This is a genomic window from Kitasatospora sp. NPDC056327, from assembly GCF_042261735.1.
Lineage (GTDB): Bacteria > Actinomycetota > Actinomycetes > Streptomycetales > Streptomycetaceae > Kitasatospora.
In genome coordinates this window covers 44,474-58,166 of the sequence record NZ_JBHJRC010000003.1, presented here as the reverse complement: position 1 = coordinate 58,166, position 13,693 = coordinate 44,474, and the positions used below count along the sequence as shown (strand labels likewise).

Annotated in this window: 12 protein-coding genes; 5 read left to right on the top strand and 7 right to left on the bottom strand. The window is 75.7% G+C overall.

The annotated features are described in order from the left end of the window. Positions 1 to 44 precede the first annotated feature (44 nt). The 5 genes from ACFCX4_RS00780 to ACFCX4_RS00760 form a co-directional block, all read right to left on the bottom strand. Positions 45 to 638 carry a hypothetical protein gene (locus tag ACFCX4_RS00780; protein ID WP_376137706.1) on the bottom strand — a complete coding sequence of 198 codons (594 nt, stop codon included), beginning with the start codon at positions 636 to 638 and terminating at the stop codon, positions 45 to 47. Beyond that, positions 635 to 1,957 carry a hypothetical protein gene (locus ACFCX4_RS00775; RefSeq protein WP_376137705.1) on the bottom strand — a complete coding sequence of 441 codons (1,323 nt, stop codon included), beginning with the start codon at positions 1,955 to 1,957 and terminating at the stop codon, positions 635 to 637. Before ACFCX4_RS00775 ends, ACFCX4_RS00780 begins: the two co-directional genes overlap by 4 nt. A gap of 72 nt (positions 1,958 to 2,029) precedes the next feature. Beyond that, positions 2,030 to 2,842 carry an ATP-binding cassette domain-containing protein gene (locus ACFCX4_RS00770; protein ID WP_376137704.1) on the bottom strand — a complete coding sequence of 271 codons (813 nt, stop codon included), beginning with the start codon at positions 2,840 to 2,842 and terminating at the stop codon, positions 2,030 to 2,032. Positions 2,843 to 2,915: 73 nt separating this feature from the next. Continuing rightward, entirely contained in the window at positions 2,916 to 3,776 is an 861-nt protein-coding gene (locus tag ACFCX4_RS00765) for a zf-HC2 domain-containing protein (RefSeq protein WP_376137703.1), read from the bottom strand. Further along, positions 3,773 to 4,303 carry an RNA polymerase sigma factor gene (locus ACFCX4_RS00760; RefSeq protein WP_376137702.1) on the bottom strand — a complete coding sequence of 177 codons (531 nt, stop codon included), beginning with the start codon at positions 4,301 to 4,303 and terminating at the stop codon, positions 3,773 to 3,775. The genes ACFCX4_RS00765 and ACFCX4_RS00760 overlap by 4 nt, the downstream gene beginning before the upstream one ends. Positions 4,304 to 4,514: 211 nt before the next feature. On the opposite strand from ACFCX4_RS00760, the gene ACFCX4_RS00755 reads away from it, so the two are divergent. From ACFCX4_RS00755 to ACFCX4_RS00745, 3 genes are all read left to right on the top strand, one after another. After that, positions 4,515 to 5,093, top strand: a complete 579-nt coding sequence (locus tag ACFCX4_RS00755; protein WP_376137701.1) for a TetR/AcrR family transcriptional regulator — start codon at positions 4,515 to 4,517, stop codon at positions 5,091 to 5,093. 181 nt (positions 5,094 to 5,274) lie between these two features. Continuing rightward, positions 5,275 to 6,312 (top strand): agmatine/peptidylarginine deiminase, encoded by a 1,038-nt coding sequence (locus ACFCX4_RS00750; RefSeq protein ID WP_376137700.1) that lies wholly within the window; start codon positions 5,275 to 5,277, stop codon positions 6,310 to 6,312. A gap of 53 nt (positions 6,313 to 6,365) precedes the next feature. After that, a complete protein-coding gene (locus ACFCX4_RS00745) occupies positions 6,366 to 7,580 on the top strand; it encodes an agmatine deiminase family protein (RefSeq protein ID WP_376137699.1) in 1,215 nt (404 codons plus the stop codon). Between the two features lie 84 nt (positions 7,581 to 7,664). Here ACFCX4_RS00745 and ACFCX4_RS00740 read toward each other — a convergent pair whose 3' ends face one another. Next, on the bottom strand, positions 7,665 to 8,840 hold the full coding sequence (locus ACFCX4_RS00740; RefSeq protein ID WP_376137698.1) for an agmatine deiminase family protein: 1,176 nt from the start codon (positions 8,838 to 8,840) through the stop codon (positions 7,665 to 7,667). 203 nt (positions 8,841 to 9,043) lie between these two features. After that, entirely contained in the window at positions 9,044 to 10,102 is a 1,059-nt protein-coding gene (locus tag ACFCX4_RS00735) for a LysR family transcriptional regulator (RefSeq protein WP_376137697.1), read from the bottom strand. A 133-nt stretch (positions 10,103 to 10,235) separates the two neighbouring features. Between ACFCX4_RS00735 and ACFCX4_RS00730 the strand changes: the two genes are divergently transcribed. Next, the gene (locus ACFCX4_RS00730; RefSeq protein WP_376137696.1) at positions 10,236 to 11,396 is read left to right on the top strand and encodes an iron-containing alcohol dehydrogenase; all 1,161 of its coding nucleotides are present in this window, start codon (positions 10,236 to 10,238) and stop codon (positions 11,394 to 11,396) included. A gap of 102 nt (positions 11,397 to 11,498) precedes the next feature. Then, positions 11,499 to 13,688 (top strand): HAD-IIB family hydrolase, encoded by a 2,190-nt coding sequence (locus ACFCX4_RS00725; RefSeq protein WP_376137694.1) that lies wholly within the window; start codon positions 11,499 to 11,501, stop codon positions 13,686 to 13,688. Positions 13,689 to 13,693 lie beyond the last annotated feature (5 nt).

Below are 13,693 nucleotides of genomic sequence, written 5' to 3'. Positions count from 1 at the left end.
CCGTCCCGGCCGTGTCCCGGGCCCCGCGCCGGCCCGCTGCGGGCTCAGTGCCGGCTGCCCCGCAGGGCGTAGGCGACGGCGCCCAGCACGGCCAGGGTCAGGGCCGTCGCGGTCGAGGTGGTGGTCCGGGGCTCCTGGACCATCCAGGTCAGCGCCTGCTCGAAGGTGCTGGGCCGGGGCCCCACCGCCACCATCAGCAGCGCCCAGCCGATCGGCGGGACCCAGGCCGCCTGCGCCCCGAACAGCGCCGCCGAGAGGGCCGTCAGCCCGGCCAGCGCCGTCACCGTCAGGGCGAGGCTGCCCGGCGGCACCGCGTGGCCCGGCCGGTCGGCGACCGCGTGGACGGCGGCGAGGAGTCCGAGCAGCACCCCTGCGAGCAGCGTCAGGTGGAGCGTCCTGACCAGCCGCCAGCGGACGGGCGTGCCGCGCTCCAGCTCCTCGTCCGGGCCGGCCAGCGTCCGGGCGAGGGCCGCGACGCCCAGCACCGCGGCGATCAGCCCGACCGCGTGCGCGGTCCCCGGGTCCTGCGCCCGGTAGCCGGCCGCGGTGAAGGCGGCGGCGGCCAGGAAGACCAGGCCGGTCGCCGGGATCGACCGGCTTCGCAGGTGCAGCACCACGCCGCGCAGGGCCGGGCTCATCGGGCGGCCCCCTCACCGGTCAGCGGGGCCATCGGGTCGCCGCAGGTCAGCCCCGCCCTGCGGGCCTCCCCGATCCGACGGTTGCGCTCCTCGGCGGGAAGCGCCCGCAGGGAGTCGTGCACCGCGCGGGCCTCGGGAGCCAGCCGGTCCACGGACCCGCCCAGGAGCAGCGCGGTCACCGCCTGGCCGGCCGCGTTCGCCCGGGGCTGCCCCTCCGCGCCCTCGGCATAGCAGCGGTCGTCGAGGAAGGCGGCCCGGGCCAGGATGTCGCGCACGGTGTCGGGCTCCCACCGGATGCCGCCCTCCTGGGTCCGGTAGGAGATCCCGAGCAGCACCGTGTCGGGGTCCCCCGTGCCGGGTGCGCCGCGGCCGTCGTCGAGCATCCAGCTCATCCGGTCCTCCTGCACCCGCTTGGGCCCGCCGGGCACCGCCGCGTAGGCGTCCAGCACCGTGCGGCCGGGGCCCAGGAGGTCGGGCAGGGCCCGGCGGTGCACCCGGGTGACGCAGACCCGGGCGTCCTCCGGCGCGCAGACCAGCGCGGTCGCCCCCGGGGCGGGGGCGATCCCGCCCGTCGGCGCCACCAGGAACCCGATCCCCAGTCCGGCCGCGGCCGGGATCGCGGCCAGCACCCTGGTCCGGGTGGTGGCCGCGACGGCCAGCAGCACCCCGGTCACGCCGAGACCGGCGAACCAGACGATCTGGGCGAAGGACAGCGAGGGCAGCACCCGGTGGAAGCCGTCCGTCACCGGCAGCATCGGCAGCACCAGGTCGACCAGGCGGTTCGCCGGCCGCCCGTTCCGGGCCTCGCTGACCACCAGGACCAGGAACAGCAGCACCGCGCCCAGCGGCGCCGCGACCGGCGCCGGCGCCAGCCGTCCGATGCCCAGACCGAGCAGGGCCACGGCGGCGAGGACGAGCAGGCCCACCGCGAGGCCCAGCGGCCACTGGCCGTCGTCGAACGTCGCCTTGCCGGAGACGCCGACCGCGGCCCACCCGGTCACAGCCGCCACGGCGAGCACCGCCGCACCGGCCAGCACCACGAAGGCGGGCAGCAGCCGGACCGGGCCGGACCGCGGGGTCGCGGCGAACAGCTCGCTGACGCCGCTGCGCCGCTCCCGGCCGCCGTGCCAGATCCCGGCGGCCAGCACCACCGGCAGGCCGGTCAGGGCGGTCGACCTCATCGAGTGGAGCAGGGGTGTCCAGGCGGCCGCCCACTCCTGGACGTCCATCCAGAGGAAGACCCTGGTCAGGGCGGCCAGCACCAGGAACAGCGCCAGGGCGACGGAGCGCTTCGCCTCCAGGCGCAGCATGCGGAACATTTCGACGTCTCCAGTGGTCGGGGAAGCGGGGTCGGGGAAGCGGGGTCGGGCGGGTCCCGGCGGGGCCGGGCCTCAGCGCCGGGCTCCGGCCTTCGCCTCGTGGTGCCGGCGCAGGACGGCGGAGTAACCGCGCTCGATCTCGCTGTCGCCCGGGTCGGTGTCGGTGCCCGCGGCCCGGAGCCGGTCGACGTGGCCGGCGAAGACAGCGGTGCCCTCGTCCATCAGCACCACGTTGGTGCAGGCCGCGGCGACGTCCTCGACCAGGTGGGTGGAGACCAGGACGCAGGCCTGTTCGCCGATGTCGCGCAGCAGGGCGCGCAGCTCCAGGCGCTGGGCGGGGTCGAGACCGACCGTGGGCTCGTCGAGCAGCAGGATGTCGGGGTCGTTGACGATCGCCTGGGCGATGCCCGCGCGGCGCAGCATGCCGCCGGAGAGCGAGCCCATCCGGTCGTCGGCCCGGCCGGTCAGGTCGACCCGGTCGATGGCGTGCTGCACCGCGTCGGCGGCCCGGCGGCCCGGCACGTCCTTGAGCCAGGCCATGTACTCGACGAACTCCCTTACCGTGAACCGCCGGTAGTGTCCGAACGCCTGCGGCAGATAGCCCAGCCGGCGGCGCAGTTCGCGCAGTTCGCCGCGGCTGCGGCGGGTGGTGCCCAGGAGTTCCAGCTCTCCGCCGTGCGGTTCGAGGACGGTGGCGAGGGTGCGGATCAGGGTGGTCTTGCCGGCCCCGTTGGGGCCGAGCAGGCCGTGCACGCCGGTGCCGAGGTCGAGGTCGACGCCGTCGACGGCGAGCCGGCGGCCGCGCCGGACGGTCAGTCCGCGGGCCCGGATGTGGTGGGCGTAGCCGGTGGGGGCGATGTCGCTCGCGGCGATGGTTGCGGGCATGGCGGATCTCCTCGCGGTGCGGGTGAAGGGAAGTACGGGTGGCAGGCGGGGCCGGCGCAGGACGGACCGGCCGTCAGCGGTGCCGTGCGCGGGCCTCGCGCGGGTGGAGGTAGGTGTCGCGGCACAGGACGACGGCGAGGCCGAGGGCGGCGGCCGCGACGGCCCAGCCCGGGGCGGCGGAGGCCTGGAGGTAGGCGGGCACGGTGTGGCCCTCCGTCGCGGGGACGACCACGATCGCGGCCCATCCGGCACCCAGCGCGGTGGCGGCGCGCTGGATGCCGATCCTGCTGCCCAGGGCCAGGGCGGCGCAGGTCAGGGCGAGGGCGGGCAGCACGACCAGGACGGGTGCGGTGCCGGTGAGCAGTCCGCCGACCGCCAGGGCGGGGACGACGAGGGACAGCACGGCCGCGGTCCTGCGCAGCAGGAGGCCGAGCCCCGCCCTGGGGGTGGTCGCGACCAGTTCGTGGACCGGGTCGGAGTGCGACCCCCAGCTGAGGGCCACGCCCAGCAGCGGCATCGCGGGGGCCAGCAGTTGCAGGGCCGGGGACTCGTGCGTGACGGCCGACGACAGGATCAGGGCCCCGAGCACGACCAGCACCAGCGCGGCGACCCACGGGCCGAGCGCCGGGGCCGCCCACCGGGCCAGTTCCGCGCGCAGCCGGTGCCACCGCCGCCGGCGGACCGGCACGGTCGGCAGCACCTCGGTGAGGCGGTCCCGGACCTGCCGCACCAGCGCGGTGTCGGCGGGGCTGTGCGCCCGGGAGACCTCGGCGAGCCCGGCCCGGCAGTGGGCGCACCCCTCCAGGTGCGCCTCCACCGCCCACAGCTCGCCGGCGGTCGGGGCGGCGGCTCCCGGCGCGGGAACCCCGTCGGCCGGAGTGTCCGGACCGAGGACGTAACGCAGCAGCAGCTCGCGCGACAGGTGCGCAGTCATGACAGGGCCTTTCGCAGGTCGAGGCGGGCACGGCGGGCGCGGGTCTTGACGGTTCCCTCGGGGATCCGCAGCAGGGCCGAGGTCTCCCGGACCGTCAGCCCGTCGAGCACCATCGCGGTGAGCACCTGGTGCAGCTCGGGGGCGAGCCGGTCCAGGGCGGCGCCCAGGTCGCCGCCGATCGCGGCGTCGAGCACCTCGTGCTCGGCCGACGGCACCGGGCCCGGGGCCATGGACAGCGGCGGGAGCGCGCCGTGCCGGCCGCGCACCCGGAAGGCGTCGACCAGCCGGCGGGCCGCGATCGTCCACAGCCAGCCGCCCGCCTCCTCCCCGCGCATGCTGTCGGCGTAGGAGCCGGCGGCCCGCCACACCGCCAGGTACGTCTCCTGGAGGACCTCCGCGATGATCTCGTCGTCCGCGCAGCGACGGCGCAGCCGTGCCGTCAGCCAGGGGGCGCTGCGGCGGTACAGCTCGTCGAAGGCCGCGGTGTCCCCCCGGGAGATCCGCCGGACCAGCTGGGCTTCGGTCATCGAGGCCGGTGAACGTTTCACGCCCTGGTCTGACGGCCGGCGGAGCGCCGTGGTTTTCCTTCGGGCCGTGATCCACGTCACACCGGCCGCGACGCCCCGTTTCGGACCCGGCCGGACCGGCCGGACCCGCTCCACCTGCCGGAACGTCACCCGATGGGCCTTTCGGCCCGGGGCCGGGCCGCCGATCGGGCCCCGGGTAGGGTGGTGCACCGTGGCCAGTCGTAAAACGTCGATCCTGGAGGCAGCCGCGCGGGTGATCGCCCGGCGCGGGGTGCGCGGACTGCGGGTGGAGGAGCTCGCGGCCGAGGCGGGCGTGTCCACCGCGCTGATCTACTACCACTTCAAGGACCGCACCGGGATCCTCCGCCAGACGCTGGAGTTCATCAACGACCGGGCGGAGCGCTACACCACCGACCGTGCCGCCGGCGCGCCGCCGGCCACCCCGCGCGAGGAGCTGGAGCAGACGCTGCTGCTGGAGCTCCAGGACAGCGTGACGGTGCGGGAGAACAGCACCGCCTGGGGCGAGCTGCGGGCGAGCGCGGTGTTCGACGAGACGCTGCGCGAGGACCTGTCGCGGGCCACCCGGGTCTGGGTGCAGGAGGTCGCCGAGCTGCTGGGCGACGTCCGGCCGATGTCCTCGGCGGTGGCGCTGTCCGGGGCGGCCGAGCGGCTGACCGCGCTGCTCGAAGGGCTGAGCATGCGCTGGCTCAGCGGCAGTCTGCCGCTGGCGGACGCCCGGACGCTGCTGACCGACGCCATCGGCGCCGAACTGGCCCGACTCGACGCCTGATCCCGCGGGCCCGATCCTGCGGGATCTTGGGGTTTCGTCACGCTCCGCAGCCGTTCACCGGCACGGAGTACGGATCCGCCGCCATATTTGACTGATTTTTCAGTCAGTGTGAGCCTGGACGAGCAGCGGGGCGCTCTTCCGGGCCCCCGCGCGGCACCCCTCGTTCGATCTGGAGACCCTCATGAGCCACTACCGCGACGACCGCTCCACCGGCCCGTACCCCCGGGTTCCGGCGGACGACGTCCCGCACGCGCGGACCTGGATGTCCTGGCCCGCCCGCCGGGGCGTGTGGGGGCTCCGGCTCGGCGGCATCCAGGAGGACATCGCACTGATCGCCCGGACGATCGCCGAGTTCGAGCCGGTGGTGATGTGCGCCCCCGACGACTGGACCGCGGGCAAGGCCCGGGCCCGGTGCGGCTCCGGGGTCGAGGTGATCACCGCCGTCCCGACCGACGACCTGTGGATGCGCGACATCGCGCCGGTGTTCCGCCGCGACGGCCGCGGCGGCCTGGACGCGGTGGTCCTCAACTTCAACGGCTGGGGCGACAAGCAGGTGCACCACGACGACGCCCGGGTCGCCGAACTGCTCGCCGTCCACCGGGGCCTGCGCCACACCTTCGCGGACTTCGTCGGCGAGGGCGGCGCGATCGAGACCGACGGCGACGGCACCGTGATGGCCACCGAGAGCAGCCTGGTCAACAAGAACCGCAACCGCGGGATGAGCCGGGACGAGATCGAGGACGCCGTCCTGGACGCCTACGGCGCGGACACCATGATCTGGCTCCCCGGCATCAAGGGCCGGGACATCACCGACGACCACGTCGACGTCACCTCCCGCTTCGTGCGCCCGGGCGTGGTGATGGTCCAGCTGCCGCCCGCCGACCGCGACGACGTCTGGGCGCGCGACGCCCGCGAGCAGTTCGCGATCCTCTCCGCCGCCACCGACGCCAGGGGCCGCCGGCTGCGGGTGATCCCCGTGCACGGGCCGGACACCGTCCGCTCGCGCAGCTCGAAGTTCGTCGACTCCTACCTCAACTTCCACGTCGTCAACGGCGGGGTCGTCACCGCGCAGTTCGGCGACCGGTACAGGGACGCCGCGGCGAAGGAGGCGCTCGCCGCCGCGTTCCCCGGCCGCGAGGTGGTGCAGATCGACGTCGACCGCCTGATGACCGGCGGCGGCGGGATCCACTGCTCGACCATGCAGGAACCGCTGCCGTAGCCGCCTCCCGCCGCCCGCTGCCCGCACCGCCACCCTCACCCTGGAGCACCCGGATGACCGCCGCCCCGTCCCGCCGTACCGTGATCCGTTCCCTCGCCGCCGCCGGAGCCGGCGCCGGCGCCCTGACGCTCGGCCTCACCGCCTGCGGCCCCGCCGGCACCGGGGAGACCGGCGCCACCGTGCCGCCCCCGCCGCCGGGCACGGCGGGAACGACCCCCGACGGCACCGCACCCACCGGCACCCCGGCCGGTGGCGCCCCGGGCGGGCGCCGGTTCCCGGCCGAGTGGGAGACGCACCTGCGCACGGTGATGTCCTGGCCCGCCTCCGAGGCCGTCTGGGCCGAGGACCTGCCGGCCGTCCGCCGGGACGTCGCGGGCCTCGCCAAGGCCATCGCCGACCGCGAACCGGTCGTGCTGATGGCCCGGCCCGAGCACCAGGAGGCCGCCCGGAAGGCCTGCGGACCGGCCGTCGAGGTCGTCCCGATCGCCGTCGACGACCTGTGGGCCCGGGACACCGTGCCGGTCTTCGTCGAGGAGGGCGGAAAGGTCAAGGGCGTCGACTTCAACTTCAACGGCTGGGGCGGCAAGCAGCGGCACGGCAACGACGGCAAGGTCGCGAGGACGGTACTGGCCCGGTACGGCTTCGAGCGGATCGGGACCCGGCTGGTCGCCGAGGGCGGCTCCTTCGAGACCGACGGCCAGGGCACCCTCCTCGTCACCGAGAGCTCCGTCGTCAACGACAACCGCAACCCGGGCATGAGCCGGGACCAGGTCGAGGCGGAACTGAAGCAGGCCCTCGGCGTCACCAAGGTGATCTGGCTCGCGGGCGTCCGGGGCGAGGACATCACCGACGCCCACGTCGACTGCCTGGCCCGCTTCGCCGCCCCCGGCGTCGTCCTCCTCGACCGGGCCTTCCCCGGCAGCCCGGCCGACGTCTGGTCCCGCTCCGCCGACCAGGCCCGCACCGTCCTCGCGGAGGCCACCGACGCCACCGGCCGCAGGCTGCAGGTGGTCGAGCTCCAGCAGCCGGACCCGGACCGGATCACCGGACACGGCGACGCCTTCGTCTCCTCCTACATGAACTTCTACATCGGCGGGAAGGGCGTCTACCTGCCGAGGTTCGGCGACGCCCGGGCCGACGAGCGGGCGCAGCAGATCATGAGGCAGTACTTCCCGGGCCGGGAGATCGTCCCCGTGCGGATCGACGCCGTCGCGGGCGGCGGCGGGGGCATCCACTGCGCCACCCACGACATCCCGGCACCGGCCTGACGGCGGCCCCACGGCACCCCGGGCACCCGGGCGCGCAGGGCGCGAGCGCGACGGCCGGAAGCGTGCACGGCGGAAGGGCGACGGTCACGCGCCGCCGGTGGCCGGCTGCTGCTGGGTGGCGCAGTGGATGCCCCCGCCGCCCGAGGCGATGTGGTTGATGTCGACCTGGACGACCTTGCGCCCGGGGTGCAGCCCTCCGATGATCCCGGCCGCGGCGTCGTCGGCCGCCGGGTCCCCGAAGCGCGGGACGAGAACGCCGCCGTTGCAGACGTAGTAGTTGATGTACGTGCCGAGGAAGTCCTTGCCCGCCCCCTCGATCAGCTCCAGGTCCGGTTCGGGGAGGTCGACCACCTTGAGGGTGCGTCCCCTGGCGTCCGTCGTGGACGCGAGGACCTGGAGGGCCTGCTCGGTGGCGGTGGTCCAGACGTCCGGCGGGGTACCGGGGGCGGGCCGGTGCAGGACGACGGTGCCGGGCTCGGCGAAGCGGGCGAGCGCGTCGATGTGGCAGTCGGTGATGTCCTGCCCGGCGACGCCCTCGAACCAGATCACCTTCTCGACGCCGAGCAGTTCCTTGAAGCCCGCCTCGATCCGGTCGCGCGGCACCCCGGGGTTGCGGTTCTCGTTGACCCAGGAGCTCTCGGTGGCCATCAGCGTGCCCTCGCCGTCCACCTCGATGCCGCCGCCCTCGCCGGTGATCGGTGCCTGGATCCGGGTGATGCCGTAGTGGGCGAGGAGGTTGCGGGCCACCTGGCCGTCGTCGGCGTGGGTCTGCTTGCCGCCCCAGCCGTTGAAGCCGAAGTCGACCCCGGCGAGCCCCTGCGGGCCGGTGACGAAGGTCGGGCCGGTGTCCCGGGCCCACAGGTCGTCGACCATCAGATCGAGCACCTCGACGGAGGGGCCGCAGGCCTGACGCGCCTGCTCGGCCTGGTCGGGGCGGGCCAGCAGCACGACCGGCTCGAAGCCGGCGACGGCGCGGGCGAGGCCCGCGATGTCCCGGCGGACACCGGGCAGCTGGTCGCCCCAGACCTCCTCCAGCGCCGGCCAGGCCATGAAGGTGCGGGTGTGCGGGCGGGACTCCGCGGGCATCGCCCGGCCGGCGGCGGAGGGGGCGGCCGACGTCACCGGGGCCGCCGGGGCCGTGCCGGCCGGGGCGGGGGTCCCGTCGCCGCCGGAGGAGGAGCACGCCTCGGTCATGGCCAGCGCGGCGAGCGCGGCACCGGAGCGCAGCAGCGTGCGGCGGGACGGCCGGGGGTGAGCCATGGGACCTCGTTCCGGTGGGCGCGGGGGCACGGGGTGCCGGAGTACGGATCCGCACGCTACGGAAGGAAAGGCCGCGAACCGGCGCACCGAGTACCCGCCAACGGGGTGAAACCGCGGCCCCGCGGGCCCCACCGCCCGCCGGGCCGGGGACGACAACGCCCTGTGCCGCCGTGCCCCGTGCACGGTCGGGCCGGGCGCCGGGGTCACCCGACGCTTCGGCCTCCCGGGGGGCCGGGCCGGGCCGGCCGTCGCGGGAGCAGGTCGCCCGACCGGTCGGCGACCTCCCGGTGCAGGGCGTCCCGGACGGCCCGGACGGCGGGCTCGGTCACCGCCTCCCGGCGGACGGCCAGGGTGATCGGGAGCCGGATGTCGACCTCCTCCGGCAGCAGGCGCCGCAGTCCGGCCCGCTCGGCGAGGAAGGCCGGCAGTACGCCGATCCCGGCCCCCAGCCTGGTCGCCTCGACCTGGGCGAAGACGTTGGTGGAGGAGAACGCGGGTGTGACGCCCGGCAGATGGCGCTCGATGTCGAGGTCGCCGACCTGGAGCATCGACTCGATGTAGAAGACCAGCGGATGCTCCCGCAGGTCGGCCGCCGACCCCGGGGACCCGCACCGCGTGAGGTACTCGTCGGCGGCGTACAGCCCCAGGGCGTAGTCGGTGAGGTGCTCGGTCACCAGTCGGCTGCGCGGCGGCCGGCCGATCGCCAGGGCCAGGTCGAAGCCGGCCGGGTGGAGGGTCAACTGGCGTGTCGCGGTGATGAGTTCGGCGCGCAGCCGGGGGTGCTGCCGACGCACCCGGGCCAGCGCGGGGGTGGCGAAGGCGGTGCCGAAGCCGTCCGGGGCGCTCACCCGGACGGTCCCGTGCAGCGACGGCTCGTCCTGCCCGGAGACCGCCTCGACCACCCGGACCAGCGCGTCCTCGACCGAACGGGCGCTCTCGGCGACGGCCTTCCCGGCGTCCGTCAGGGCCCAGCCCTCCGTGCCCCGTTCGATCAGCCGCACGCCGAGTCCCCGCTCCAGCGCGGCGATCCGGCGGGACACCGTGGTGTGGTCCACGCCGAGCGCGTCGGCCGCGGTGACCAGCCGCCCGGTGCGGGCGACCGCGAGCAGATAGCGGAGGTCGTCCGCGCGCAGCCGGCGCGGGTCCGGCCCGCCGGGGCCGGCCGCCCCGGCGGGCCCCGGCTCCCCCGCACCCGCACCCGCACCCGCACGGGCAGGCGCGCGGGAACCGGACCGGGGGCGGGAACGGGGGCGGGGCGGCATCCCGTCAGCGTATCTGCGTTCGCGCACATCCCGTCTGCACGTTTGGCGCTTGAACGCACGGCCCCGCGGGCGGCAGAGTCGGACCGCCCCGCCGCAACCGCGGGCCCGTCCTCCCACCGCCGAGGGGTTCCCCATGGTCACCAGCCTGTCCCTGCCCCGGATCCTGCGCGTCGGGCGGGGCGCCGCCGAGGAGTTGGGTACGGTCGTCGCCGGTCTCGGGCTGAGCCGCCCGCTGCTCGTCACGGACGCGTTCCTGGTCGGCAACGGCGCGGCGGAGCGCCTGACCGCGACCCTGCGCGCGGCCGGAGTGCAGCCGCGGCTGTTCGCCGACACGGTGCCCGATCCGACGACCGACTCGCTGACCGCGGGCCTGGCGGCGCTGCACGAGCACGGGGCTGACTCCGTGATCGGGTTCGGCGGCGGCAGCCCGATGGACACCGCCAAGGCCCTCGCCCTGCTGGGCGTGCAGGGCGGCCGGATGCGCGACTACCGGGCGCCGCGGATCAACCTCGGTCCGGCACTGCCGGTGATCGCGGTCCCGACCACCGCCGGCAGCGGGTCGGAGGCGACCCAGTTCACCGTGATCACCGACAGCGGGACGGACGAGAAGATGCTCTGTCCGGGCCCCGCGTTCCTGCCGGTCGCGGCCGTGGTCGACGCGGCCCTGACGATGTCGATGCCGCCCCGCCTGACCGCCGACACCGGCATCGACGCCCTCACCCACGCCGTCGAGGCGTACGTCAGCCGCAGGGCCAACCCCTTCTCCGACGGGCTCGCCCTCACCGCGATCGCCACCATCGGACGCCACCTGCGCCGCGCCTACGCGGACGGGTCGGACGAAGAGGCCCGCGAGGCCATGATGCTCGCCGCGACCCAGGCCGGCATCGCCTTCTCGAACTCCAGCGTCGCCCTGGTGCACGGCATGAGCCGCCCGATCGGCGCCCACTTCCACGTCGCCCACGGCCTCTCCAACGCGATGCTGTTCCCCGCCGTGACCGCCTTCTCCGTCCACGCGGCACCCGACCGGTACGCCGACTGCGCCCGCGCCCTGGGGGCCGCGACCACCGCCGACTCCGACGCCACCGCGTCCGCCGGGCTCGTCGACGCGCTCCGCGGGCTCTGCCACGACCTGGCCGTCCCCACCCCGCACGCCTACGGCATCGACCGGGCCGACTGGACCCGGCTCACCCCCCTGATGGCCGAACAGGCCCTGGCCTCCGGCTCCCCGGCCAACAACCCCGCCGTCCCCACCGCCGGGCAGATCGAGGAGCTCTACACCCTCGTCTACGCCTGATCCCGGGCCGCCGCGCCGCACACCGGCCCGCCCCGCGTCCGGCGGACATCAGCCTGAAGTGAACACTTCACTACGCGACGTGATCGTGTTAGCGTCCCTCGGATGTCGAGGATTCTGGTCACCGATCTGGACGGCACGTTACTCGGCGGGACCCCGGAGGACCGACGCCGGCTGCGGGACGCCCTGGCCCGCCACCCCGGCGTCACACCGGTGTTCGCCACCGGACGCGGGCCGGCCTCGGTCCGGGACCTCCTGCGGGACCCGCTCCTCCCGCGGCCCCGGTGGATCATCGCCGACGTCGGCGCCACCGTGGTGGACGGCACGGACCTCACCCCCGTCGACCCGATCCAGGACCACCTGCGGACCGGCTGGCCGGGCCGGGAACGCGTGCGCGCCGCCCTGCACCGCTTCCCCGCCCTCACCGACCAGCACGGCGTCGTCCAGGACGGCCGCTGCTCCTACTTCCTCCCGCCCGACGGCCTGACCGCCGAACTCACCGCCGCCGTCGAGGCGCTGGGCTGCCGCTGGGAGTACTCGGCGGACCGCTACTTCGACGTCCTGCCCCCAGGAGCCTCCAAGGGCAACGCCGTTCGGGCGCTGGCCGCCAAACTGGGCTGGCGACCGGAGGAGATCCTGGTCGCCGGGGACTCGCTCAACGACCTCTCGCTGTTCCGGCTCGGCACCCATGCCGTGATCGTCGGCGGCGCCGAACCCGCCCTGCTCACCGCCCTCGCCGGGGACCCCCTCGTGCACCGCCCCGACGCGCGGGGCGCGGCCGGCATCCACTCGGCGCTGCGGGAACTCGGCTGGCTCCGCCCGGCGCCGGCCGCCGGATCCGGACGCGCGGGCGGCGGGTCGCAAGCGGGTCCCGGGCCGGACCCCGGGCCGCCCCGCGGCTCGGACCGCGGTGAACCGCCGGTGGGCCGGCACGCCCTCGTCGTGGCCTACCACCGCCCGCCCCTGCGCTGGAACGGCGACAGCTGGCAGCCGCCCGGCAGCCCCAACGGCATCCTGCCCGCGCTGACCAGCGTCTTCTCCGACCGGCTGCCGGGTATCTGGGTCACCGCCGAGACCGGGCTCGACCACCGGGCCACCCGGCCCCGCCCGGCCTCACCGCCGCTCGCCGCCGTCCCGGTGGATCCGGCCACCTGGAGCGGCTACTTCCACCGGGCCTGCAAGGAGACCCTGTGGCCGGTGCTGATGTCCGAGCCCGAACGCTCGGTCTTCGACGAGGCCTCCTGGGCCGACTACCGCATGGTCAACGCGCGGTTCGCCCGGCACATCGCCGGACAGGCCGCGCCCGGCGCCACCGTCTGGCTCCACGACTACAACCTCTGGCTCGTCCCCGGCCTGCTGCGCCGGATCCGGCCCGACCTCAGGACCGGCCTGTTCCACCACACCCCGTTCCCGGCCCCGGACACCTTCGCCACGCTTCCGGTCGCCGCCGAACTGCGCTCCTCGCTCGCCCGGCTCGACTGGGCCGGCTTCCACACCGACGCCTTCGCCGAACGGTTCCGGCAGACCCTGGCCGGCGGGCCCGGCACGCCCCGCACCGCCGTCCACCCGCTCGGGATCGACCGGCCCGCCGTCGAACGGCTCGCCCGGCTCCGCACCCCGCACCGGCGCCCGGCGCCCGGACGCGTCGTGCTCTCGGTCGAACGCCTCGACTACGCCAAGGCCCCGATCCAGAAGGTCGACGCCGTCGACCTTCTGCTCACCGGCCGGCCCGCGCTGCGCGGCCGGCTCACCTTCCGCCTCGTCTGCCCGCCGCCGGAACCCGGGATCACCGCGTACGACGCCACCGGCCGCCTCCTCGCCCGGCGCGTCGACGAGGTCAACTCCCGCTGGCGGACGGACGGGTGGCAGCCGATCGACTACCGGCCGCACCGCCTGTCCCCCACCGGGGTGGTGGACGCCTACCTGGCGGCCGACGTGCTCTGGGTGACCTCCCTCCAGGACGGGATGAACCTCACCGCCAAGGAGTTCGTCGCCGCCCGGACGGCGCTCCCCCGGCACCGGGGCGACCCGGGCGTGCTGGTGCTCTCCCGCCACGCCGGTGCCGCCGCCGAACTGGGCGGGGCGGCACTGCTCACCGACCCCCGCTCGCCGGAGGACCTCGCCCTCGTCCTCGGGCGCGCCCTCGCCCTCCCGCCCGCCGAACGGCGGAGCCGGATGAAGCGGCTCTCCGAACTCCTCGGCCACGAGCGGCCCGCCGACTGGGCGGCCCGGATCGTCCACGCGATCCGGACGGCGGACGACGGGGAAACGGGCGGCGGGGACACGCCGCCCTGATCCCC